The following is a 24,413-nucleotide window of genomic DNA, read 5'->3' as shown; positions in this document are numbered from 1 at the left end:
AGAGCCAGCACCAGATGGTATTTGGATTATTACATTTAGTATCCGGAAGCTTAATTAAGCTCATTTTTCAAAAAATCGATGAAAACCCTTGTTTTTGCAGGCATAGCTCTCCCGTCAGGAATCAGTGCGCTAACAGGTGGGACAGGCGCCACTTTCTCCGGAAATAACTCAACAATTTCTCCACTCTGAATAGAAGAGTCGAGTGCTTTATCGTATGCCTGGGCTATACCCATACCAGAAACAACTGCGTCTAATAAAGTTCGTCCATCTCTAAATATTGCCAGCGGGGAAGGGGAAAACTCAATAATTGAATCATCATTTTCTCGAAATGACCAGGCCCTCACTTTTCCAGTAGGTGCTCGAAATACAAGGGCGTCATGTTCTCTCAGCTCTTCTAAAGTCTTAGGTTTACCTTTGCTTTGACCTCAGCATTGCTGAATAATCGACTAAAGCATTCAGCTTCAATACTCTGACCGTCTTTAAGACCTTGTCCATAGCCGCGAATGGCAGCCCCTTTATCTGAATGAATAACTGGCTAGGGAAGGGGAGAGATAAACTGTGTCAGCTCAACTGCACGATTAAAAGCGGTTCCCCTTGGCACCACTTCGTTGGTTAATCCAATGCGGCAAGCTTCTTCCATATTAATAATTCTACCAGTGATGATCAATTCCAGGAATTGGTAGACGGTCATTGGAACCGGCAGCATCCTGACGCACAACGACAGTGACATCACCATCTTCCGTTAACCCACTTTCAGCTTACTCTGGGCCAGGCGAAGAGCCACTCGGCCAAACAATACGTATCTTATCGTTCAACTCCGCCCCCTATTAAAATAATTTCAATTAATATAAGAGAGCTAGCAATTCTTAAGATTTTCAAAATCCTTCTAAATTTTTGCGAGACGGAAAATTAAACTGTAATTCTCTGTATATTTAATTGGTGTCAGAGTCGAATACGCTCAGCGGGCATATACCCAACAATAGTAAAAGGGCTTCGGATAATTGGTGCCAGAGTCGATTAAATAACGAAAAATTATAGTTTTTCTTTGCTTTTCTCTCTGTTTAAATCACCCCAGTTACCACTGCGACGTTAACTGAGCTACTGACTCATCGCCGTGGTAAAGGGTTAACCACCAACATCAAAAGCCAAACAAGAGAGAATCCCCATGTCTATCTACCTGAACTTCAATAACAAAGCCACTAAAGGCAACGTCACCGCCAAAGGTTACGAAGACTGGATCGAAGTTGACAGCTTCAACTTTGGTGTTGGCCGCGGTATCACCATGGAAGCCGGTGCTACCTCCAACCGTGAAGCCTCTCGCCCAAGCCTGAGCGAAGTTACTCTCACCAAGCGCATCGACGCAGCTTCCGGCGGCTTGTTCAAGTCTTCTGTCACTGGTGACGAAGGTGTGCCCGTAGAGATTCATGTTGTACAGACCGGCGCCAACTCTGTAGAAAAGTACGCGGTTTACAAGCTGACTGACGTAATCATCTCCTCTTACAGCATTGGTGCTTCTGCCGGTGGCGCTCCTCAGGAGTCCATCTCTCTGAGCTTCGCCAAAATCGAAGCCGAACTCGACCACGCTGATAAGACTAACAAGAACCCGAAGAACATGAAGGTTGGATACGACCTCACCACAGCGACTCCGCTGTAATTGGTTCGACTCTTTTCGGGTTGAACGGTGGCCTGCAGAGTACCTGCGGGCTACCGCCCTCCAGTTCTTTAGCTGAGTGCTTATACGAGCACTGACCTAAAGAACTGCAGATTTCTAAAATCTCATTTCTTATTTGGCACCGTAGGGATAGTTGGGGCTGCCCATGGCTACACTCAATCAAGATAAAAGAATGATTACGGTCGACAGCCCAGTCGGCTCGGATGCTTTGATCGCAACGACCTTACAAGGCGAGGAGCATGTCTCCAAGCTATTCCGCTATGAAGTACAGCTTCTTTCTGATGATCACGCTATTGAGCAAAAAGATCTTGTCGGCAAACCAGTAACTGTTTCGATTCACCACTCTGAGACACCACGCCATATTAACGGCTATGTTACCCAGTTCTCCCTTCACGATGTAAACGCCGAAGGCGTGCGTAGTTATAGCGCAATTCTTCAACCTGGCCTGTGGTTCACGAGCCTCGGAGGCTCCAACAGAGTTTTCGAAAAGAAGTCCGCCAAGCAAATTCTTGAAGAAGTGCTCGGTGAATACAGCAAGGTTATCAAACTGACCTTAAAGCTAAATGCCGAATACATCACCCGTGAATACTGTGTACAGTTTGATGAAAGCGACTTTGAATTTATCAATCGCTTAATGGCTGAAGAGGGTATTTCCTACTACTTCAAGCACTCTGAAGGGCAGCATGAGCTTGTACTCTGCGATGATCCTCAAGATTTTTACGACTGTGAAAGTGAAAAAATTGAGTATGACGGAGGCGGTAGCCATCCCACAAAAAACACAGTGAGTAGCTGGAGAAGAAACTTCAACTACCATGGCGGCGGTTTTGAGCTCAAAGATTACAGTGAATTTACTGCTACCAAAGACAATAAGCAGCAAGTTAAAACCACCAGTAAGCTGAATGATGCTTCTAACTACATGCGCGGCTTATATGGCCTGAACCACTTCCAGGCTGATGGTGAACACAAACACAAATTTACTGATAGTTACCATAAAGCACTGGCAGAACGTGCTATGGAAGCACAGGAAGCGCTATTTGATGTCAGCCATGGACGTAGTGACTGCCCCTCCTTTACTGCCGGCGGACGTTTTAATTTTGATCACACGTTGTCGTCAGAAAAGGGGAAGTATCTTATTACGTCTGTGCATGTTTCAGCTGCAGACGGTAACAGTAACGAAACCCACTTCCACAATACCTTCAGCTGTATTCCATCTGCGGTAATGCCACGCCCACAGCCGAATGTTTCTGCAAAGAAAATACACTCACCACAAGTGGCACGTGTCTTGGAAGTAAAAGCAACCGCATCCGACAGCTCTCAGGACCCCTACACCCAACTGAAAGTGAAGTTCCCCTGGAACTCACAACAAAATAGTTGCTGGGTCAGAGTGATGCAGTCTTTTGCCGGAAAAAACTGGGGGGCAAACTTTGTACCCAGGGTAAACCAGGAAGTGGTTGTTACCTACATTAATGGCGACCCGGATAGACCATTGATTACCGGTGCAGTATATAACGGCGATAATCCAGGCCCCAATTACACCGCCACCCAAAGTGGCTGGAAAACCGAGTATGAGGGCAGCACCTTTAACGAGTTGCGCTTTGATGACAAAGGTGGCAACGAAGAAATCTATATGGAAGCCGGTAAGGATCACAACTTTGTTATCCATAATGACCAAACTGGCAAAATAGAAAACAAGCAAACTCTGGAAGTTAAACAGGATCGTAGCATCACCGTAACTGATGGTAGCGAAGTGGTCACCATTGCCAAAGGTGACCAAAAATTGAATGTGGATAAAGGAAACCAGACTGTCACGATTGGTTCAGGCAATCACACACTCAAGATTAGCAAAGGCTCGCAAACCACAGATGCTATGGGGGCTATCAAAATATCCTCAAAAGCTTCAATTGAATTAAAGGTTGGGGGCAGTAGTATTAAGCTAACCCCAGCGGGAATCACCATCAAAGGTACAATGCTTTCCTGCAAGGGAGATGCTACAGCTGAAGTTAAAGGCGGCGGCATGCTTACCCTGAAAGGCGGCGTGACTATGATCAACTGATGGGGATTAACTAAGAATGACTGACCTGATCAAAGTACAAGCACTTACCGCGGCGGAGCTGCTAAAAAATTTTGAGGTGAGTGAAGAAGCGGAAGAGCACCTGGTGCCCGATACTGCACCCGAGGTCAGCATTAACCAACTGGTTGACGCGGGTCTTTATCCCGATGCGATCAAACTATTGGCACATGGGCTCCCCAAACGGGAAGCTGTTTGGTGGGCCTGTCTCGCAGCTCGGGATATTCAAAGCCCAGAAACTGATGAAGACAATGTAAATGCATTAGTCGCTGCGGAAAGCTGGGCCAAAAAACCCAGCGAAGAGACTCGGTTAAAGTGCAAAACCCTGGGCGATAAAACCAAGCACAAAACCCCAGCGAGCTGGGCTGCTACAGCAGCGAGTTGGTGCCATGGAAGTCTGGCGGCGGAAGGTGAGCCTGTGGTTGAGCCGCCAGAACATCTTTATGCACACGCCGTCGCTGGTAGTGTCACTCTCGCTGCAGTTTTATCTGATCCAGTGGATCCCGGCAAAAGATTCGCAAGATACATGAATCAAGGGTTGGATCTGGCACGTGGCGGTAATGGCAGGATAGAGGACTAAATATGGGCAAGCCTGCTTCGCGTATTACGGATATGCATGTCTGTCCGATGGTGACAGGTACTGTACCTCACGTCGGCGGGCCGATCCTCAGCCCAGGTGCTCCAACGGTCATTATCGGCGGAATGCCCTCAGCTACGGTTGGCAGTGCCTGTACCTGTGTAGGACCACCAGATACTGTGGCTATGGGCAGCACTACCGTACTGCTGCAAAAGAAGCCTGCTGCCCGCATGGGAGATACAACTGGCCATGGCGGCAAGATTGTAATCGGATGTCCGACAGTTTTGATTGGCGGTTAAGTTTCACGTCATCATTGCTTATCAAGGTGTATTTATTATGAACCGATTAAACCGTCGACCAAGAGCAAGCAGGGGTGAAATAAAGCCGAATATATTATTTATAGGGCAGCGAGATGATCTACTCGCTGTGTGAATCAATTGCAGTTATTACCTAAAAATAAGGGATCATAGGAGAATCGTCATGGCAAAACTAATTAGTCGCAGCATTAAGCATGGGGTTAGCTTTTCCGTGTTGGTCGAGGATGATGCATCGGCCCTCTTTCAAACGAAAGTAAAAAAATCATGTGGATATTGGCTGGATGAAGCACAGGCAATTCTGAATCGGGCGATGAAAGTATGCGCCACAGCTCTTGTTACCCCTGATAAGGTTCCAGGTACATTTCATAATTTACTTTCTTACTACTTCGGCCTTCCCGCAGATAGTTCATCAGAAAAATACATCCCTTGTTTAAACGCGATAATTTCTCGGTTAAATAGAACTCAGGCGGGTTTGAAAAAGGGGGTGGAGCTTGCAGACAGGGAACAGATGCCCATCGTGGCAAAACTTCAGACTTCTGTCATGAAGAAAATAGGTTGGGGGGACCCCACGGATAATATGGCGGGTTTTGTGTGGGTGGACATTTTTGAAAGCGTGCCCAATTATATTTCAAAAACATATAAGATGAAGAAAGCGCAATGGCAAGGGGGCAACAGTTTAATCTCGATGTTGGGGGGAAAACTCAATGGAGGGGGCTATATGAAGCCTCACTATCACCCCGTCCATTTGAATTTCAAAAAAATTTGGCCAAAAGGTGATATATACTGCACCGTCACTCTGATACACGAGGGGACACATAAATTCGCGGATACAGTGGATCATGAGTACTTCAAGGATGATGGAAGCATTGTAGATAAATTAGATGAAGAAATTGGTAAACTTGGTCCTTTATATCTTAATATTCATAAGGACAAGTCTAGTGATGAAGTATTCAAAATCGTTGAGCAAGAGGCATTAAAAATGTTACGTGGACAAGATAATGCGGCTAGAAAAATGCAAGAAATTGGTGTGATGAATGCGGTGAATAATGCAGACTCACTGGCATGGTTCGCGTATGACGTAGCACAACTTCCCACTGAGCAAGAAGTTGGGAAAGTTGTAGGAAATATTTTGGGTAATCGAAAAATACATCCGAGCTTGCTTAACCAATAAAGAAAAATCCGGGGGACAGTTCACTTAATTTTAAATCATTGAAGAATTTCCTTTACTGCAATAAGATATCCTAGCCCGTATTTAAGTGAACTGTGCCCAGAATTCCAAGCATACCCTAAAAAGGACGACGGGTAGTTACCAATATCGAAGGTATCAATCACAATAAGTTTGCAGAACTAACCAGCATCCCCCGCATTATGCTAGAACAGATTCTCAATCTGCGTATATCATAATGAGGAGCTCGATATTGAGAAGAGGGCGGGCCTACAGAAGCAAAGTATTTTGGGGACATCAGCCAATGATGTCTTTATCAATGAGATACAAAACCACTTCCTATCTGGCCGCGAGAAGCTCAACCCAGAATGGAAGCGCTGCATTACTGAGTACCATCACAACGGCCTCAAGCAATCCGCTGTTGGCCGCGATCATCATTAGGGCTCGACTTGTTGCAGTTGTCTGGGGGAAGATCAAGTGATAGCGCGCGTCGACGACCAATACATCATTGTTCAAAATACTATTTTTCTATTAACTGCAATCTATTGATGCATAATTTATTTTCAAACTCGCCTCGTTCTCCCTGAAACTGCACGCTTTTTATCATCGGCGTGAACATATTCTTTATCAGTAGTACACAGTTTCCCATGTCCTAGGTTTGCCGATAGGTCTTTAAGATCTCTATTTTCTGCATCCATTGAGGCACCAGTTGCACCAATATGACGAAGCCAATGAGTCGACGTGGCCAGGAGAACTTTTATATCATCCTCAAAACCATCTCACGTCATCTTTTCACTAGCTAAATCAAATGCCTCTTGAGTAAGTATCGTAATTGTTCGTGCCCGTAATCCTGGATAAGGACATCTGATGACTGAATGCTCAGGTAGTGAACAGTAATTCAATGGAGCTGCCGCAAATCGGTAGCTGAAAACTGTACATATCCCTATGGATTTCAGTTTTCCGACTTGGTATAGATATTGTTAGAGCACTATACATTATCAACTGGTTAGCAATCAGGAAACTGTTTAGCCTGCTAGCTGCTATCTCTGAATGTGTCTGATACACAAAGGCAAGGCTGAATGATTATAAGTTATCAATGAGCTAGTGATTTGAAATCCGCGAGCCTAGCCAAAATTAAATAGAGTGAAAGGGCCCCACCCCGAAGGGTGGGAAATAGCTTAATGAGCTTGATGTTCTAAAGCGTTTAGGAAAGTTGCAATATCATCTACTTGTTGTGTGCTTAATTTCTGCCCCAATTGGTACCAAGCCATATCGTAAATTGCTTGCTCAATGGTTTCTACACGCCCGTCGTGGAAGTAAGGAGCGCTTCTGCTTACATCGCGTAGCATTGGAACTTTAAACATCATTTTATCTTTTTCAAGGCCTGTAACTTTATAACGACCTAAATCTTCTTGGTGTGGATATTGGTTGACTAGCCCCATCTTCTGGTACATGTTTCCACCCAAGGTTGCACCATTGTGGCATGTTGAACAACCAGTGTTGATAAAGGTTTGTAAGCCCTTTAACTCACTTTTTGTCATGGCCTGATCATCGCCACTCATAAAATCATCAAAACGATCATTCGTAATCAGGGTGCGCTCAAATGCAGCTATGGCCTGAGCAATATTGTCGTAAGAGATAGCATTTTCTTTACCAAAGGCGTGTTTGAAACTTTCTTGATATTCGGCAATTTTTGAAATCTTTGTCTCAACAGCCTCTTCTGAAGGCATCCCCATCTCTACAGGGTTTAAAATTGGACCTTTGGCCTGTTCCTTCAGGTCCTCTGCGCGACCATCCCAAAATTGAGCCATCTGGAATCCTGAGTTCCAGACCGTTGGAGAGTTTCGATCACCCTTGGTACCAGGTAAAGCTCCCGGTGATGTCGTTTCATTGTCAACGCCCGAACCGTTGTAGTTCCCTACTTGATGGCAGCTGTTACAGGATTGGCTATCATTGACTGAAAGCCGTTTGTCCATGAACAGTGTTTTTCCAAGCTCAACCATAGCTGGGGTGTCATTCTCACTGCCTGGCATAGTTTCTGAGAGAGTGCCGAACATAATTTTTGATTGTTGACGTAATTGATTTATATCAACTTCGGCCATTGCCGTTGTTGATAGCAAGCTTGCTGCCGCTATCAAGCCGCCAATGATTGGAAGCTTTAGATCTCTTTTCAAAAAAATTATCTTAATCACTTTGGTATCTCTCCCACTTCTCAAAAAACAATGAAAACTAACCTACTTTTAATCAAAGTTAGGCGGTGCCACTATATAGGGTAGCTCGTTCAGCTGATACCATGATTTAGCAAAAAAATTGTTGATTTTTAGAATATCCAGAATTGTTCACAAAATATTTTTCAAATATTATTCAGAACTTGACCTATACATTGAGTGCACTGGATTTGGCGAGATTGAAATCTTGCTATTTACCTTTAAAAATTGCAGGGCAATTTCTGAGGTGGCGAGGAAGTGTAGGGTTGAGGGGATACTTATCGGTATCTCCAAAGAGAAATGATTCGCATTTCTGGTAGCCGGTTGGTGGTGTGATATTTTCTCGAACGATAAATGACTCCTTAACTACTTGCGCATGGGCTGCAGGGTTTATCGCAACAGTGGACGATAATATCGAGCAAGCGAAAAAAATGGTTCTCCGGAACAGTCCTAACTTAATCATTGTGTACTTTCTCCATAACCAGTAATTGGTCGGCGAGCAGATCCACTGCTTGCTAATCGCTGTTGGCCTTCGTAAGCGGGGCATAAACCCCACTACTCATAAAAGTATGTAATTTGTGTACCGCTTACGTAACAATTACATTTATTCTCGGCAACATATAGAAGAGTATTACTTTTTGTAAGTTATCCTAAGTTAAAATAACTGCTCAAAAGATAAGTAGGATACTGAATAATTTTTGGATTTAATGTATGGGGTGATATCTTAAGAGGGATGTAAAGTAACTGTTATCATTCTATACACGAGACACATAGCCTTTGATGCGGTGACTGTTGTTATAGGTTTTCACGATGGGTAAATTTTCCGTTAAGAAGAGTCCCAACAACTTTGGCTTCTTCTATCAAGTTGTCCGGTTCAATATCCCTTAGACTCTTTTCGAAAATTGCCATATCTGCATACTTTCCTACTTCTATCGAGCCTATTTTGTCTTCCATGCGCATCTGCCAGGCTGGTGCTACCGTATAGGTATGTAATGCTTGATCAATAGTCAAAGTAGGGCGCCATGGGGGGAATGCTGTTGAACCTTCAATAGATGGCTCTTTGTTAGTCATAGACTGTTGCATCAAATAGATAGGATAAGCACGATCAATGGGGGCTGCTGGTGTATCGCCAGATAAAGAGACATTGTCATACTTATTTGCCAGCTCTTGGTAAGGGCTAAGGGCCTCTTCAATATAATCACGTGGCATATATTGATAGATCACCTTGCCTTTTAGCCCCGCATCAAGTTCATTAACAAACATTGGAGTGGCATTAGTGGGAATGTTATTTTTTACGACTTTCTCTCGTGTTTCTAAATCCATCATAGAAATATGGTCAAGGCGATTACGTGCATCTGGGTAGTGTTTTTTTGCTTCTATGATAATTTCCGTAAGTCGTTTGATAAGACGGGCGCCGTCGGCATGTGTAATGACATCCAGCCCATTCTTATTAGCTCTGTTTATAACCTCAAAAATTCGATCAGGGGTGACACCATACTTACCCCATGTAGGTGCATCATCTTTATTCTCCGGTAAGTAGGGAACGAGTTGAGTGGCTCCGCGTTGATTCCAAGCTAGCTCAGGATGAATTTTAACCTTATCAACACGCACCATATCATCGTTATAGAGTGACTTCATTTCTAAAGTAAAATCAACAAATTCCTGAGGATCTGCATCTGGAAGTTTAAACATTGGCATCACGTTAAGACGCATCTGGGCTTCACCGCGATCTGCTCGCCGTTTCAAAATAGCCATGATTTCACGCATGTCTTCCATTGATAGTTCTGAACTGACAGCTGCCGCAGGTGTTACCAATCCAGGGACCATGGCTGTGGTGACTCCCTGCTTAGCAAGGAAACCTTGTAGTTTATCTATAGATTCAGGAACCATTTTTTCGGGTTGCCAGGCCCCAATTTTGATAAATGCATCGAAGAAAATGACCTCAATTCCCAAGCCGGTGATATTATTTTCTTTATCTCGCTCCCAAAACATTACACCGGGCTGAATGTCCGGGGTATTGTTATCAATCCCGGCTGCTCTAAGTGCTAGTGTGTTTAGTCCAGCATCGTGAACAGCATTTCCAATAGCAATGGTTGGCCGGCCAAGGTTCCATTTATCGAGATCCTTAGCCCTTGGCCCCCTGGCACCTATATTCGCTGGCATCCACCCAAATCCAATGAGAGGACCCTTTTCGTTGGGGTTTTCTTCGACATAATCTTTCAATATCCGACCAATGTCATCTACTGAGCGGGCGGCACTTAAGTCTACTCCCATAGTGGTCCATGCAGAAGCAACAACGTGACTGTGAGACTCAATAAAGCCAGGAGTGACATACTTTCCATTGAGGGCGATTACATCCGTCTTATCACCAATGTATTTTTTGGCGCCTTTATCATTCCCTACATAAATAATTTTCCCATTAAGTATGGCGACTGCTGTTGCTTTAGGCTGATTGGGGTTCATTGTCTCTATTATACCTCCAGTTAAGACCCGATCAGCTTTCTCTGAGTCGGTTGTGAAGGAGGATAGTAAAACAACACAAAGTGTTAGGTTTAGCAGGTAAAGTATATTCATGATAAATATGTGATTGATGTGGTCAGAGATGAATTCTATTTTTTTTAGATTATCTTCAGTTGTTTTATAATAGGGTAAAAGTCTATTTTTGCCTTAGAAAACCGCTGAATAATTCCGAACCAATTTGCTTTTGGATTAACTTTGAATGGCCCAATTTCCAACGAGACAAAGACAGCAATCTTTAGGGTGTCAATACTATTAATAACACGTAGATTGTTTTACGTAATATGCATTAGAGCGCAGAAGAGTTTGGCTGTTGTTGCTGACACCAAAAATCCAAGGTCTGTGAGAGCTATGCTGTACAGTCTTGGCTTAAGAAAAGCGAAATCATAATGGTGTGACTAAATTCCACGCGGGTAATTACTTTAGATTCTTTAAAGCATCTTTAAGGACTTCTTCTGGCGGCTCTTCATAGATTAATGTTGTTGATGGATTAACGTGACCAGCATTTCTCTGAGCTATTTTGACAGACTGCTTTTGCTTGTGAATTACACTTGTGATCAGAGTGCGTCGCCAGCTGAGTGAACTGGCTTTCTCAATTCCAGCCCAATCACAAAGCATCAAAGCATCAAAGCATCAAAGCCATCTTACTCAAAAGTTTTTCGGAGTTGCGTGAGTAATTTGGTTTTAGGAAATGACAGTCATCATTCATCACGGCCCTAACGGCTCGTTTAGATCCTTTGGCATTGTCCAACGCATCGCGGTTCCTGCTCTGCAGGAAGGGCGCACCGTTGTCACCAACATCAAAGGTTTCGATTACATCGATCGTATCTGTGAAGCCCTGGACGTAGACATTCCCCAGGATGAAGAGCTTATCTATATCGATACCCAGGGCAACGACAAAGCAAAACAACACCTCGCGCGCTGGTTCCACTGGGCCCCCTTCGATGCGCTGCTTGTCCTGGACGAATGTCAGACCATCTACAGGGAAGGGCGGGGCGGTTTTAATCCCGACTCTGTGACCATCCACCCTAGCGATAATGTTCCGCCGGTTACCTGGACCGACTCCGACGGCAACACCAAACACATGGAGCGCCCCAGCACTCTATGGGAAGCCTTCGAACGCCAAATACTGAGTTTGTATTCCGTCACCGCAACATGACTGGCGTTTTGCCCTGGAAGTTCAGGCCTTGCTGGAAGGAGATAAAGCATGACCCAGAGAACAACGGCAAAGCCGTTTCTCACCTCATCCAGGCGAAGGAGTACAGAGCAAACCCCAAAATCTGGAAGTGCTACAAGTCCACAAGAGCTAGCCGGATGACAATAGCTGCTCGTGAGGCTTTGTAGTACGTGCGCAGGGATAGGTATAGACAGGCAATGGAGACTTTGCGACGGATGTGCAGGAGCTGAAATCTTGGTTGATAACCCAGCGCCGTCTGGTTAACCTAACAACCAGGGACTTAAAACAAACGGAGAGCATCATGGGAGCACTACAGGAAATCATCGGAGAGCTTGATCTGATCACGGTTCGGTACGAACACCGCGATCAATCGTTCGGAAAACAGGGCCAGACTTGGTTATCGGAATTAGCTGCCAAGAAAAAATTGAAAACGTGAGGGGGATCAATGGGTTGCGTTAATTCCGATATTTGTGAATATCGGAATATTTATATTTGAGTGTTTTCCACGTATAATTGGCCGCATTCCAACAACAATTTAAAGCTTCTATGTCTGCCACCAACCAGCCGCCTGCGCCAATCATCGACAACCTCAGCAATCTTGAGAATCCATTTCGCTACACGAGCTTTTCATCGAGCCAGTATATTAACAAGCAGATTCCCGGTGCTGACACTGATCTGGAATTCGCGCTGAAGTTTCTCTACAGCTATAACGGCAGCCAAGCAACATTTAACAGTTACCGCCGAGAGATCGAACGATTGCTGCAATGGGCGTGGCGCGTAGAGGAAATTTCGATTATGACGCTGAAGCGTGAACACATTGAGGATTTTGTACAGTTTTGCATTGAACCGCCGATTGCTTGGATCGGTACCAAGAATGTAGCCAGGTTTAAAACCAGAAATGGTCAGCGCTTTGTGAATGCAGACTGGCGACCATTTGTGGTCAATGTTTCCAAGGTTGAGTTTCGAGCTGGCAAAACGCCTTCACTCAAAGACTTTCGTCCGTCCCAGGCTGCTATCAAGTGTATTTTTACCGCATTATCATCCTTGTTTGATTTCCTTTATCAGGAAGGCTTGGTCCCAGCCAACCCCGTAGCTCTCATCCGACAGAAAAGTAAGTTTGTGCGGCGCCAACAGCAAAACCAAGTCGTACGACGTATCAGTAATCTGCAATGGGATTATGTACTGGAAACGGCCGAAGTCATGGCTGAAATGTCACCTGGTGACCATGAACGTACATTGTTTATTATGAACGCCCTATTCGCCATGTACCTGCGAATCTCGGAATTGGTTGCCGATGAAAGGTCTGCACCTGTTATGGGCGATTTCAAGAAAGATCGCGACGGAAACTGGTGGTTCCATGTCACAGGTAAAGGTAACAAAGGGCGAGCAATCACTGTTTGCGATCAAATGTTGAATGCACTGAAACGCTATAGAATCCACTTACAACTGCCTGCTTTGCCGAGTATCAACGAGCAAACACCCTTGTTACAAAAGTCCCGCGGCAAGGGACCTGTTACCAGCACCCGACAAGTACGGATCATCGTACAGAGCTGTTTTGATGCTGCCTACCAGAGGATGGTTGAAGAAGGTTTGGGAGAAGACGCTGAGGACTTAAAAGCGGCAACAGTGCACTGGTTAAGGCATACCGGCATCTCAGAGGATGTAAAATACCGGCCCCGTGAGCATGTCCGTGATGACGCTGGCCACGCCAGTATGGCCACCACTGATCGGTATATTGATTCAGATATGCGTGAGCGGCACGAGAGTGGACGAACTAAACGAGTAAAGGAAGTGCGGTAGTAATACCGCCGCCCTACTCTACCGACAAGCCTCCATTTTAAATGACAGTCTAAGTTGTCGTAATCCAAAGTTGATCTGACATTTGGTAGTTTTCAGAAGGTGTTCTGTCAGTCCAAGGTCAAGCAATGTGATTTATTCGGCAGAAGGTATCAAGCCAATCAGTAGTAATTAGTTTAGCTTTAGATGATAGTATCGAATTCACGCCTTTTCAGCTATTAGCTACTAATACAAGCTCCTGCCATCTACAGACGGTATATCGCCAAACATTCCTTGTTCGGCGCTCCAACCACCCTCTACCAATAACAGGGTTTTGTCAGAAAATTTCTACATCTGTATTATCACTAATTAAGTGATCAGTATATTAACCGTACTCTTTTTCCAAAATGGAGCAAGTTAAATAGCTGGCGTGCGGTTGAGTTGCTGAATACTGGCAAGCAGTCCAGCGGCATGAATCCCGCGGCCTCGTGCAGCATTGGCCGCATTAGGGTCAGCTCGAGGTGGAGCGTAAGTCAAATTGGTCCACCCGTATAAACGGATTACGGAAGCAACTTTTTGCATAATGGCATTTCTCAAGCAGAGTTCGAGCTCTCCATTGGAAAATCCGATGCCCATATTCAAGGATCGAGATGTCCCTGAAAAATCCGCGTTTGGCTTACCGTTGAACCTAATAGTGAAACCACAAAAATCATCTTCCGACGATGCTAAGCGATTGTTTTGAGCCATAATGACACGAGCTAACTGTTGATGGCTCGTATTACCGCTACCTCTTCCTCCATGTACAATTGGAGCGACATTATGAGTGCCGACGAATTGAGGAAAAATATCATGCTTTATAGGTGTTCTCGTGTTGTAGTGCGGGTTAGTCCCGGCTGCGCCACATAAATCAATGATTCCAGTTGTGATTTCCATCACACCCGTATATGCGTAATTCAACTGTACAATCGCTAAATTACTGAGTGCAGACGGGCTTAACCTAACTGAGAACGGGTAACTTCTCAAATAGCCTCTTGCCATAAGGCGAAAACTCCTAAGATACAAAGCAGTAGTCAACTAATAGCAGCCCAAAACTGCTATCACACACAACCTTGTAAGACAATCCTTGTGGTACTCCATTTTGTAAGTACCGTTATTATTCAATTGCAATCCATTTTTATTCAAATCCATTGCAATGAGGCGATCGTACCGCCATGAAAAAAAAAGTCAATGCGATTGTAACTTTTTGCTTTGATGGAAGTCACATATCACAAACCTTTGATACTAGAAACGTCCTCATTGTCTATAATTTACTCTATCTATTCTGTTGATGACGCTCTAGGGCGTTTAGCTATTACTAACATGTGTGAGATAGCCCTGAAGCAGAATTCACACTTCTGCCATGCTGTTGAGAAAATTTGTCTCAAACTTATACGACAGTTACCATAAAAAACAAAAACAGATATAGAGCTAAATTCGTGCAAAAGAAAAAGTAATTGTAAATATATTAGTTATCGCAATGTATAGTGTCGCTAAGAGATCAACACCTGCTGTCAAGTTAGGTCATTCGGCTTTTCATGATTAAGAAAGATAATTGCTGGAACAATGCAAAATGCAAGTAAATTTTTGTTTACTTTTTGTGAGCAAGGTCAGTGGTAAGTAATATGTGGAATCTAAGTAAATCTAAGGTAAGTAATGGGTATCACTTTACTATTAATAATAATCGAGAGGCTGTTACATTTTATGAGGCGCTGAAGTACCTTCGGGATAACGCGAAATTTAGGAACTTTTTAATCTCTTCGCTTCAGGCGATTCCATATCAGGCGTATAGATGGGAGACACCAGGATTTACCAAGAAATCACTGCAAGGAATATTTGAGTTTGTCGTTTTAGATGCGCCATCTTTAGATCAAACACCCAACTCAAGCCCTTTCGAGGCATATATTCGTGATACATCAAAGTCCGTTGTTTGGTTTCAAAATCTTGGCAAAGATGCCACTATTGTAGTGCCTTCAAATCAAGAAACCGCTGTAAATTATTGTCACTTAGCCTCCTTTACCAATACAGCACCCAGTAGGCAGCAGCATGAACTTTGGAGTACAGTTGGTGGCTTAGGTCTAAAGCTAGCTTCAAATAATCCTGTTTGGTTAAGCACAGCGGGCGGAGGTGTTGCATGGTTACACATTCGTTTCGATAGTAGGCCAAAATATTATCATTATACAGAGTTCAGAAAGCCGCCCAATAAATAGATTAGTTTAGCCTAAACCTGACGCATATCCTTGAAACGCCACAGGTTGAACATTATTAGATTGAGTGCGCTTAGCACTTAACTTCATAATTCGCGTTTTCGCTTTTGGCGTATAGCGACGCTTAGTTAGCAATTACTGCGAATGCCGGTTTCATCGCTGCAGTAAACTTCTGCGTTTCTGTTACATACATTCTTTGCATAGAGCAAATACTCAGTTTGCTCAATTCTCTAATCTGCCAACGTAAAGAAAATAACGTCAGATATGCAAGAAGCTGTGATCCAGCAATCAGCATCAATCGTAAATATAAAATAATTATCTTTTGCGCTATCCCCTTGAGAAAACAATATTGATTTGAACAAAAACAGGAAGCAACAGCAGACAAGGCCGGAAAATAAACAAGTCACTATATTATTCACAAAACTCAACATACTCTCTTACCAGGAGCAAAAATGATAATAATAAAGTCATACCACAAAAATATACCCAAAAAGAACTTAGAGAAAAATAATATCCCCTCAAAAAATAAAAACTTCCCCACTGAAAAGAACTCCAATGAAGACCGCAAATCCAGCAGGCAACAAAAGCCTAATAAAAGTGACAACCCGACACCAGAATAGCTATACACCTCCTACTATTTGCACCTTAAGCTATTAATTAAAATTCTGGCACGGACTTAAATTATGGCACATCGCCGCTCAAAAAATAGAATATTCTTAATGGGCAGGGTAACAATTGACTTTGAGAGTATCGCCTAAAAAAACTGCAATAGCATTCAATGTCACTACCAGTGAAACTTGGTCTGACCGCCAATCCGGAAAAGCACAAGAAAAGACAGAAACACATCGCTGTATTGCGTATGGAAACAAGGCTGAATATCTGCTTAATTATGGGCGCAAAGGCTCGCTGATTGATCTAGAAGGAAAGCTGCAGCATCGAATGAGAAAAGATCAGCAAGGCAACGATCGTACTACTGCGGAAATTGTAATTAAGGATGTGCAAATTATTGATGATTGGAAAATTGAGAACTGTTAGTTAAATTTAACCCCTTATAACCTTCTTGATAGAGCATGCAGATATCATTCCCTTGAGTAATTCCGGCATCAGTATGAAAAGTAGTTTCAATAAAATGACCACCCTACTCTACTGTACATCCAGGTTTTATTATAAGTCACTATAAATTTCGCCCCTTCATTAAAGCACCAAAATCGGAATATGAGAAAAACTTATGGGCAGTGGTTACTTCGCATGCTTATACTACTGAGTACATCTACTGTACTTGAGTAAGACCAATTTAGGTACTAGCCCCTTGGCACCCCACATCTTAGTTGCGACAGTCATGCCTCTACTAATTAGGTTAAATTAGATAAACCATTTGCACGAGCCCCTCGAAGTCATTTTCTCAACACAGAAGCCCACAAATATTACGAAATAGTTAACGCTATATTTCATGAGACTGTAGAAACAACTTTTAAGAGCTTCGTGAGATCAGTTTCTCACTATACGCCATCTCTGTTTGACCCGATCAACAACAAGGTCTTACATTGCTGAACGAATTTTGAAGTTCGAACAGCCAGCATCCATTATTTCTTTTAGCCAATAATAATTTAATATGCGGCATCACATGAAACTTATAGGACCCCCTAAATTATATGATTAATTTTTAACGAAATATGTTCTTCCTCCAAAGAGTTACTTCTATTTGGTCAAAAAAAATAATATAGGACTTGATCATGAAGCTCAAAAAAATAGGTGTATGTATCGCACTTATGTTTGTTCTAATCTTACCAGCATACGCCCATGCAGGATTGTGGGACAAATTTACAACCTGGGTTGTTGATACTTGGGACACTGTTGAAGTGAGAGTTGAAGAGGTTATTGAGGATATAGTTACAACGGTAGAGGATGGTGTAACGGCAGCAATTGGTTTCTTTGTAGATACCGGTGAGTGGATATACGATGGACTAACGACCGTGGTTGAAGGTTCACTTAATTTCTTCTACGGCGTTGCCGATGGTACAGTCACGGCATTAAATTACTTCGGCCTGAATCTCGATATATCGGACTGGTTCACCACGGGGGGGCAGAATTCCGAGGACGGTGCGCGGCAGTGGAGCCTTACAGACTATGATACTTCCTCGCATCCTGCATATTTAAATGCCTTCCGTGATCGGCAGGTAGCTTATATCGAACGCGTTCTTGATTCAGCCAAAGCCGAACCTAATAACGATCATTATGTACTCAGGGCTTATTTTGATTTACCACTGGATAAAGAGGCTCTGGCTCGGGGGCTGACCGATCTTTTTACACCAGGAAAGCACGCTTACAAAAACCCTGATATGCGCCTGATAGAATATATTAGGCTATTGGCGGAGAGTGATGAGTACGATGATATTATCCTGAGTGAAATTATCAAACTCCCTTATTGGCAGGACGAAGATACTGAAGGAAAGCGAGTTTACACTTCTGAAAATCACGTACTTATGTGGCTATCTTCCAGCTGGTTACTATCTGAAATGGAAGGTTGGGATATAGGTGGTGGACCCGAAAAACTAAGGGAGCGTCTCGTACGTTATCTGGAGGTTAAAAAGCAGTTTGGAATATATGAGTCCACTTCAAATGTCTATAGCCCATTTTCCCTGACAGCATTGTTAAATTTATACGACTATGCCCAGGATACAGAGATTAAAACCCTGGCTGGACAGGTTGCCCTTATTTTTCTTAATGATATCGCTATGGTCACCAACGACCTTGGTGCTGCTATAGCCGTCGATTCAAGGACCTATGAGGGTGTTCACCAAGATCTTAACTTCTTGAATAATAAGTTCGCACGATATACCGCTTTGATTACTGGCAAAGGTCCACAAGATTTTACGGGTAGTACCCATATGGATATTTTTGCCATGACTACACTTGATGTAAGCAGTGTTGCCTATAATCGCCTTGAAAAACTGAATGGTGAGATTAACATAAGCTATTCTTCAGGCCATCCTATCTCTGAAGTTGATACCGTATGGGCTGGGTTGGACCTCCAAGATAAGTTGATTTTCTCTCAATCTGCCGGCGCCTATGCCCATCCAGAACTCATTGATGAGATGCTGGAATATTACCTGAATCCACTTGCCGGTCTGAACTTCTTTTTGGAAGATTTGATTGTGGAGTCTAACCTGGCAGATGACGTAGTCGATATGTCAGGTGTTCTTCTTACTGAAACCAGTGCACCTTTCACCACAAGCTCAATTATTTCAGAAAAAACCATGGATCTGTATCGCCATGGCAATGTGCAATTATCCTCATACCAGGATTTCCATGCGGGGAATGCAGGTTGGCAGCAGCTGCCCTGGATAGCAACAACCGGTACTATACCGGTTTACACTCGGTCAGGTGCGGAATACGGAGGCTGGAAGGCTGGTGGCCAGGAGCAAATGAACACGCACTTACCCTATATAAAGCAAAATGAGAATGTAGCCCTGGTTTTGTATAAACCTGCGATGGAGCTGCGCTTTATGGATGGTGTTAACAGAGCAACGGACTTTTTACCTGTAGATGACTTTCTAACTGCACCAGTAAATTTGCATTGGCCAACGGAGCAATTCGATGAAACAACCAGTTTCCAGAACTGGCTGTTTGCACGTGAGGGTGATGGTTATGTGGCTGTTTATCGTCACTGCCTGGATACCAAAACCTTTATTCGTAATGAGGAGGTTGTAGAAATTTACAGCTGTAGTGCTGATGAACAAGTCTGGGCAACAGTTGTTGGTAATACCCAGACTCACGAAAGCTTTAGTAATTTCATTTTCACTGTTTCGCAAGCCAAGATCAAAAGCAAATGGTACTGGAGCTGGGCAGAGACCCGCCATGTATGGGAGACAACTTTAGAGGTCGATGGAAAGACCTTAAGTTTTGGCTGGGAAGCAAACGTAGATGATTTGACTGATAGAGAAATGTGGGAACTGGCCAGTGCTAATAACACATCTACTATCGAAATGGCTTCGGTGAGTGGATTCCAGGTCAATAATGTAACAGACACAGAAACTAATACGGGTCATGGTAATTGCGAGAGTTCAAACGATGTGCTTTTACATCAAAATGTAAGCTTTAACGGTTTTGATCCAACAATATTACGTATGGCAGAGGCCGATAACGGTGAATGCTATCTGATTAACGTAGAAGACCAGTCACAAGATATGGAATTGATCCATGAAGGTGAAAAGGTCGATGTAGTGCGTTTTACTAACCGGCGCTTTGTTGGTGGTGAGGCTGATAAGGCTAACGGAATAAATCACGAATGGACCACTATAGAGTTGGACTTCAGTTATGAAAACCCTGTGGTGTTTGCTTCAGTCATTGGTATTGCCGGCACTGACCCGATAACAACTGAGATTCGCAATATCACTTCAACCAGCTTCGATGTGCGTGTTGCAGAGTTTGCCTGGAACGACGGCATCCATACATCGGAAGTGGTGCATTATGTGGTGATGGAGGCTGGTAGTTACTCAATTGCCAATGGATTGAAGCTTCATATTGGCGCTGTTGCACTGGAAGATAATTTGAGTGGCTCCCCGGACTTTGAAACTGTCGGGGTCGACTTACAGGATTACTTACTGATCAGCCAAGTACAAGGTAGTGACAGGGATGAAACACTAAGCACACGTGTCAGAAATAAGAAAACTGGCACATTTGAAATGAGCCTGATGGTACAGGAGGCAAACAGTAATAAAGAGGAAACTATAAAGGCAGTTGTAGGTTATATGGCTGTCGGAAAGCCCCCAGTTAAATCCTTAAAAGTGGCACTTAAAGGAGCCCATGGGAAGTATCTTGGCGCGGCAGGTAATGGAGGTAATGGAAAAACAGCCAACGCCAATGCCTCAGTAATTGGTAGCCATGAGACTATTGTCCTTACAGGAAATAGCCTGCAACAGGGTTGTCTGATTGACGGGGATGAAGTGTGGCTGCAAAGCACCGATGGTTATTATTACAGTGCCCAACAAAGTGGTGCTTTAGATGTCGATAGAACCGCTCGGTACAGCTGGGAAACATTTAAGTTGATCAATCACTCAGACAATTCGGGCTGTTTACAAAATGGTGACGTAATTTCCTTATACAACCCGGAACATGGTAACTATATCGTTGCGGAATCAGATGGCCGGGCTAATGCGAATCGCAAAGCATTAGGTTCCTGGGAGAAATTTGTTGTTTACGACCTAAACGGTAACTAACAAGCACCAAGCGGGCACCCACACCCATTCTTACTGGGTTTGGGTGCCCTAATCTTGGGGGATTATGCATCTAGAAAATTATTTGGTGGGCTTTTCAAGCTCCAAATTTTGGCTCCGGGAGCCCCTGAACACCAAGGCCATGAATAGCAAAAATACTACCTGGCTGCGGGTGGCGGGCCAGCTCCTCAGGAGTTACAAATGATTGCTGTGAAGTAACGTAGAGCGTTTCATAATTGTCGCCACCGAATGTGACACAGGTGGGACTCCGGATCGGTAGGTCAATCTCACGGTCAAGGCGGCCCTTAGGGTCAATCCTTAAAATCTTACCGCCAAGATTCAAAGCAAACCAATAGTACCCTTCAGCATCGACTGTTGCGCCATCTACAATCGCGGGCTTGCGATCTTCAACTGAAAAGAATGGCCTTCGATTACTGATATGGCCCTCATCCATATCCAAGTCAAATACATAGACCATACCACCAATGGTATCGCCGAAGTACATACGAGTGTCCTCCGGATCGAAGGCAATCCCATTGGAACATACAAAGGAAAAGTCCTTAGCAACCTTGCGCACGCTAAAATCAGGCTCAAGACAATATAAATGAGAGACTTTACCTTTCAATTGCGTATCCATACTACCGCACCAAAAACGCCCTCTTCGGTCAATTTTTCCATCATTTAACCGGTTTTGGGGTAAATTCGGTTCCGGATCAACAACTGTCTCAAACTCTCCTGTTTCGAGGTCAATGGTGCAAAACCCAGTATTGGCAGCACCAACTAACCCTCTTCCCTTACGGAAACCAAAGGACCCTACCTGCTCCGGCATTTCCCAGGTCTTTCTTTCACCAGTAGAGATGTTTAGCCGCCGAATCGATGGCCGCCGAGGCCCAGCTAAATCAACCGAAGGGCCGACATGATCCGCCCAGTAGATAGAAGTATCTTCTGCATGCCAGATGGGTGTTTCTCCCAATCCATCGTTACACTCCCAAAGGCATTCAATCTCCATTGTCAGAACCCTTCTTAATAGTTTCAGTAAATCTTAGACTTGAAATTTGGATGGAATAGGAACATCAATATCCTCAGTATGTAGCAATGCGGCCTCTATTCCAGCATGGACACCAAGTGCTGAGGTCTCTCTGGACATGCTGGGTGTACCAAGGTTTTCGGGCAAAGCTGCTACTTGAGGTAATTGCGGAAGGTGAATCCACCCTGCGCGTATATCCAGCTGATTGCTGGCAATAAAGTGCAAAACGCCATACATCAAGTGATTACAGCAAAAAGTGGCGGCATTATCCGAAATATCTGTAGGCACTCCAGCTTCACGCATTGCCCTTACCATAGCTCTAAGAGGAAGATTACTACGATAGGCTACCGGTCCATTGGCAACCGTAGGTGCGCCCTGCATCTCTACGCCACGATTGTCCTTCAGGTTATATCGAGTAGAATCGTTAAAATTTTGAGCAATTCGCTCTACAGTAACCATCGATCGCCCACCATATTCACCCATCATTATCACTATTTGTGGACGGAGCTCATCTATAGCGCTAGTTACTACGTCAATACACTCAAAGAAGCTACTAGGAACCAGGATTCCAAATACATCTGAATTCCCAATACGGGTACCATCCAAAACACGCATTACCGACTCTGCAGGATTTATTGGCGTATGCCCGAATGGTTCAAAGCCGGTCACTAAAACCTTTTTCATGACAATACTCTTTGAGCAGTTTGAAATTGGCCTTCAGAAATGTGTTGTCTGATTCTATTTCTCAAGAATAGAAACTTTTAAGGCCTCAGACTTAAAAGAAAGACTTTGCTGATGTGTTTGATTGGCACAATATGCCAATTAAGATGCTGTTTTGAACCATAGATCTGTAGAAAGACAGCAGAAGCGTTTTCAGATAGACGTGAACTGGGGCTCCATTAACTAAAGCCCTATCTGTAGGCTTATACCTGGGCATGTCGTCCAATGCCTGGCGACACGCGCCCTCGCTGAGGGTGGGTGTATTTAACACCCACCCTCATATCACACCCCCTGTAATGCGCCACCAGCAAGTGTGATACGGTGCATCAGGCGGAACTGGCCTGGATAATCATTTTCCGCGGAATGCCAGGTAGAGCGGTTATCCCAGAATGCAACCGACCCAGGCTCCCAATTAAACCGACAGGTAAATCCATTGGTAAGCACATGGGCGAACAGGTAGTTAAGGAGTGGCCTGCTCTCCTCCGGGGTCCACCCCTCAAAGCAAAGGGTGAACCCTGGATTGACGTAGAGAATCTTGCGCCCAGTATCAGGGTGTTGTATCACTACCGGATGTATTGCCTCGCCCACATCATCAACGCCGCCAAGTTGCGAAGCAAGGTCTGTCGACTGGTAGTAACCGTCTTCACCATAAACATGCACATTAGAATGCACGGCTCTTAGTGTTTCCAGCGTCTTCTTAAGACCGTCGGACAAACTTTCATAAGCTTTTTGCAGATTAGCGAAGTGAGTATCGCCGCCGGTTTTGGGTAGCTCCCTGGCTACAAGGATGGAACCTAAGGCGGGTTTTTGATCATAAGAGTGGTCTGTGTGCCAACCGCCGCCAATATTAGTCTCCTGATCTTTTTCCTTACGTACTTCAGCAATGCCAGGGTATTCCTGTGTGTGTGTGAAAAACTTATTAATAACAATTTCACCCCAGCGGTGGGCGAAGGTTAGATGATCATCGGGGGAAAGGGACTGGTTACGAAAAAACAACACACCATGGTCGGCGAAGGCCCGGCGTAGATCACCAAGCTCGGCATCGGATAAATTGGCCAGCTGTACGCCTTCCACGAGTGCACCACAGCCTTTTGAATACTGGGAGATGTTCATGATAGGAATCGCTTTTTTTAGATGTCACCCGCATAATAAATTATTCAGCAAGATGATCAACCCGATATAATGAACTTCAGGCGTTCCTTAAAATAATATCAATTCATCTACAGATTCAATCATTAGCCTGTTTCAAATAGTTGCTTATATTTTCTGACCCTTTAAGGTTGATATTAACGCCATCCTATGTACATATTTGACCTATGACTACCAAGAACTCAATGTCATTTTCATCTAAATACGTGGTCATTTTGGGTATAAACATTCAAACTTACAGAGTTAACCTATGATTTAGCATTGCTATTTCGAGCAGTGCGAGCTTCCTATATTAAAAATTAAATAATAACTACTAAAATAAAAGCCAAAGAATAAAGTTATTTACATAAATTAACAAAGTTTAAAGTTACTGAGATGAAGTGAGCAAAGACTTAAAGATTCATTTCTCCAGGATGCATATAGATACTGGCATAGGATTGGAAAAAGCTGCCCAATTCCAGCAGGTAAACTATTTTATTCAAACAAATTCTATCGAGTATCCTATTGTTATTGCTTGGGGTTTTACCCACAGATTGATAATGATGGTTGGACACAAGGTTGCAATTAGAGGGTTGTCCGTGC

Annotated in this window: 20 protein-coding genes; 11 read left to right on the top strand and 9 right to left on the bottom strand. The window is 43.9% G+C overall.

What is annotated here, in order from left to right; all coding sequences use genetic code 11:
- Positions 1–50: 50 nt before the first annotated feature.
- Together ACJJI7_RS17865 and ACJJI7_RS17860 are read right to left on the bottom strand one after the other, a co-directional pair.
- Entirely contained in the window at positions 51–389 is a 339-nt protein-coding gene (locus ACJJI7_RS17865) for a LysR substrate-binding domain-containing protein (RefSeq protein ID WP_475717142.1), read from the bottom strand.
- A gap of 146 nt (positions 390–535) precedes the next feature.
- Complete coding sequence (locus ACJJI7_RS17860) at positions 536–730, bottom strand: hypothetical protein (RefSeq protein WP_444901589.1); 195 nt, start codon at positions 728–730, stop codon at positions 536–538.
- Positions 731–1,165: 435 nt separating this feature from the next.
- Here ACJJI7_RS17860 and ACJJI7_RS17855 point away from each other — a divergent pair, with 435 nt between their 5' ends.
- From ACJJI7_RS17855 to ACJJI7_RS17835, 5 genes are all read left to right on the top strand, one after another.
- Entirely contained in the window at positions 1,166–1,654 is a 489-nt protein-coding gene (locus ACJJI7_RS17855) for an Hcp family type VI secretion system effector (RefSeq protein WP_282953525.1), read from the top strand.
- A 163-nt stretch (positions 1,655–1,817) separates the two neighbouring features.
- Positions 1,818–3,725 carry a type VI secretion system Vgr family protein gene (locus ACJJI7_RS17850; protein ID WP_444901590.1) on the top strand — a complete coding sequence of 636 codons (1,908 nt, stop codon included), beginning with the start codon at positions 1,818–1,820 and terminating at the stop codon, positions 3,723–3,725.
- A gap of 16 nt (positions 3,726–3,741) precedes the next feature.
- Positions 3,742–4,320, top strand: coding sequence for a DUF6931 family protein (locus ACJJI7_RS17845; protein WP_020413591.1), 579 nt, complete (start codon positions 3,742–3,744; stop codon positions 4,318–4,320).
- A 2-nt stretch (positions 4,321–4,322) separates the two neighbouring features.
- Positions 4,323–4,616: a PAAR domain-containing contractile injection system baseplate protein gene (locus tag ACJJI7_RS17840; RefSeq protein WP_020413592.1), complete on the top strand. Its 294-nt coding sequence runs from the start codon at positions 4,323–4,325 to the stop codon at positions 4,614–4,616.
- A 181-nt stretch (positions 4,617–4,797) separates the two neighbouring features.
- Positions 4,798–5,805 carry a hypothetical protein gene (locus ACJJI7_RS17835; protein ID WP_353377259.1) on the top strand — a complete coding sequence of 336 codons (1,008 nt, stop codon included), beginning with the start codon at positions 4,798–4,800 and terminating at the stop codon, positions 5,803–5,805.
- A gap of 333 nt (positions 5,806–6,138) precedes the next feature.
- Here the strand turns inward: ACJJI7_RS17835 and ACJJI7_RS17830 are convergent, their stop codons facing one another.
- The 3 genes from ACJJI7_RS17830 to ACJJI7_RS17820 form a co-directional block, all read right to left on the bottom strand.
- Positions 6,139–6,315 carry a hypothetical protein gene (locus tag ACJJI7_RS17830; RefSeq protein ID WP_282953529.1) on the bottom strand — a complete coding sequence of 59 codons (177 nt, stop codon included), beginning with the start codon at positions 6,313–6,315 and terminating at the stop codon, positions 6,139–6,141.
- A 662-nt stretch (positions 6,316–6,977) separates the two neighbouring features.
- Entirely contained in the window at positions 6,978–7,991 is a 1,014-nt protein-coding gene (locus tag ACJJI7_RS17825; protein ID WP_444901591.1) for a cytochrome-c peroxidase, read from the bottom strand.
- A gap of 810 nt (positions 7,992–8,801) precedes the next feature.
- Positions 8,802–10,469 (bottom strand): amidohydrolase, encoded by a 1,668-nt coding sequence (locus ACJJI7_RS17820; protein WP_444901592.1) that lies wholly within the window; start codon positions 10,467–10,469, stop codon positions 8,802–8,804.
- 745 nt (positions 10,470–11,214) lie between these two features.
- Here ACJJI7_RS17820 and ACJJI7_RS17815 point away from each other — a divergent pair.
- From ACJJI7_RS17815 to ACJJI7_RS17805, 3 genes are all read left to right on the top strand, one after another.
- Positions 11,215–11,682 carry a zonular occludens toxin domain-containing protein gene (locus ACJJI7_RS17815; protein WP_444901593.1) on the top strand — a complete coding sequence of 156 codons (468 nt, stop codon included), beginning with the start codon at positions 11,215–11,217 and terminating at the stop codon, positions 11,680–11,682.
- Positions 11,683–12,001: 319 nt separating this feature from the next.
- Positions 12,002–12,136, top strand: a complete 135-nt coding sequence (locus ACJJI7_RS17810) for a hypothetical protein (protein ID WP_444901594.1) — start codon at positions 12,002–12,004, stop codon at positions 12,134–12,136.
- A 110-nt stretch (positions 12,137–12,246) separates the two neighbouring features.
- Positions 12,247–13,500, top strand: coding sequence for a tyrosine-type recombinase/integrase (locus tag ACJJI7_RS17805; protein ID WP_444901595.1), 1,254 nt, complete (start codon positions 12,247–12,249; stop codon positions 13,498–13,500).
- Positions 13,501–13,893: 393 nt separating this feature from the next.
- Here ACJJI7_RS17805 and ACJJI7_RS17800 read toward each other — a convergent pair whose 3' ends face one another.
- The gene (locus ACJJI7_RS17800) at positions 13,894–14,514 is read right to left on the bottom strand and encodes a hypothetical protein (protein WP_020415449.1); all 621 of its coding nucleotides are present in this window, start codon (positions 14,512–14,514) and stop codon (positions 13,894–13,896) included.
- Between the two features lie 623 nt (positions 14,515–15,137).
- Between ACJJI7_RS17800 and ACJJI7_RS17795 the strand changes: the two genes are divergently transcribed.
- From ACJJI7_RS17795 to ACJJI7_RS17785, 3 genes are all read left to right on the top strand, one after another.
- Entirely contained in the window at positions 15,138–15,722 is a 585-nt protein-coding gene (locus ACJJI7_RS17795; RefSeq protein ID WP_020415448.1) for a DUF6940 family protein, read from the top strand.
- Between the two features lie 732 nt (positions 15,723–16,454).
- On the top strand, positions 16,455–16,754 hold the full coding sequence (locus ACJJI7_RS17790) for a single-stranded DNA-binding protein (protein WP_282950576.1): 300 nt from the start codon (positions 16,455–16,457) through the stop codon (positions 16,752–16,754).
- Between the two features lie 698 nt (positions 16,755–17,452).
- Positions 17,453–20,938 carry a fascin domain-containing protein gene (locus tag ACJJI7_RS17785; RefSeq protein ID WP_444901596.1) on the top strand — a complete coding sequence of 1,162 codons (3,486 nt, stop codon included), beginning with the start codon at positions 17,453–17,455 and terminating at the stop codon, positions 20,936–20,938.
- 94 nt (positions 20,939–21,032) lie between these two features.
- Here the strand turns inward: ACJJI7_RS17785 and ACJJI7_RS17780 are convergent, their stop codons facing one another.
- The 3 genes from ACJJI7_RS17780 to ACJJI7_RS17770 all read right to left on the bottom strand — a co-directional run bounded on the left by ACJJI7_RS17780 (position 21,033) and on the right by ACJJI7_RS17770 (position 23,795).
- The gene (locus tag ACJJI7_RS17780; RefSeq protein ID WP_020415444.1) at positions 21,033–21,944 is read right to left on the bottom strand and encodes an SMP-30/gluconolactonase/LRE family protein; all 912 of its coding nucleotides are present in this window, start codon (positions 21,942–21,944) and stop codon (positions 21,033–21,035) included.
- A 33-nt stretch (positions 21,945–21,977) separates the two neighbouring features.
- Positions 21,978–22,646 carry a pyroglutamyl-peptidase I gene (pcp, locus tag ACJJI7_RS17775; RefSeq protein ID WP_020415443.1) on the bottom strand — a complete coding sequence of 223 codons (669 nt, stop codon included), beginning with the start codon at positions 22,644–22,646 and terminating at the stop codon, positions 21,978–21,980.
- 318 nt (positions 22,647–22,964) lie between these two features.
- Complete coding sequence (locus ACJJI7_RS17770; RefSeq protein WP_282950579.1) at positions 22,965–23,795, bottom strand: TauD/TfdA dioxygenase family protein; 831 nt, start codon at positions 23,793–23,795, stop codon at positions 22,965–22,967.
- Between the last annotated feature and the right edge of the window lie 618 nt (positions 23,796–24,413).

The sequence above is a fragment of the Microbulbifer variabilis genome, from assembly GCF_056232115.1.
The sequence above is the reverse complement of the archived record's forward strand: the minus strand, read 5'-3'. Positions and strand labels throughout refer to the sequence as shown.

Coding starts and splice junctions, on each gene's coding strand:
- ACJJI7_RS17860 (WP_444901589.1), bottom strand. CDS start 730: ATGTCACTGTCGTTGTGCGTCAGGATGCTGCCGGTTCCAATGACCGTC.
- ACJJI7_RS17855 (WP_282953525.1), top strand. CDS start 1,166: ATGTCTATCTACCTGAACTTCAATAACAAAGCCACTAAAGGCAACGTC.
- ACJJI7_RS17850 (WP_444901590.1), top strand. CDS start 1,818: ATGGCTACACTCAATCAAGATAAAAGAATGATTACGGTCGACAGCCCA.
- ACJJI7_RS17845 (WP_020413591.1), top strand. CDS start 3,742: ATGACTGACCTGATCAAAGTACAAGCACTTACCGCGGCGGAGCTGCTA.
- ACJJI7_RS17840 (WP_020413592.1), top strand. CDS start 4,323: ATGGGCAAGCCTGCTTCGCGTATTACGGATATGCATGTCTGTCCGATG.
- ACJJI7_RS17835 (WP_353377259.1), top strand. CDS start 4,798: ATGGCAAAACTAATTAGTCGCAGCATTAAGCATGGGGTTAGCTTTTCC.
- ACJJI7_RS17820 (WP_444901592.1), bottom strand. CDS start 10,469: ATGAACCCCAATCAGCCTAAAGCAACAGCAGTCGCCATACTTAATGGG.
- ACJJI7_RS17815 (WP_444901593.1), top strand. CDS start 11,215: ATGACAGTCATCATTCATCACGGCCCTAACGGCTCGTTTAGATCCTTT.
- ACJJI7_RS17810 (WP_444901594.1), top strand. CDS start 12,002: ATGGGAGCACTACAGGAAATCATCGGAGAGCTTGATCTGATCACGGTT.
- ACJJI7_RS17805 (WP_444901595.1), top strand. CDS start 12,247: ATGTCTGCCACCAACCAGCCGCCTGCGCCAATCATCGACAACCTCAGC.
- ACJJI7_RS17800 (WP_020415449.1), bottom strand. CDS start 14,514: ATGGCAAGAGGCTATTTGAGAAGTTACCCGTTCTCAGTTAGGTTAAGC.
- ACJJI7_RS17795 (WP_020415448.1), top strand. CDS start 15,138: ATGTGGAATCTAAGTAAATCTAAGGTAAGTAATGGGTATCACTTTACT.
- ACJJI7_RS17785 (WP_444901596.1), top strand. CDS start 17,453: ATGAAGCTCAAAAAAATAGGTGTATGTATCGCACTTATGTTTGTTCTA.
- ACJJI7_RS17780 (WP_020415444.1), bottom strand. CDS start 21,944: ATGGAGATTGAATGCCTTTGGGAGTGTAACGATGGATTGGGAGAAACA.
- pcp (WP_020415443.1), bottom strand. CDS start 22,646: ATGAAAAAGGTTTTAGTGACCGGCTTTGAACCATTCGGGCATACGCCA.
- ACJJI7_RS17770 (WP_282950579.1), bottom strand. CDS start 23,795: ATGAACATCTCCCAGTATTCAAAAGGCTGTGGTGCACTCGTGGAAGGC.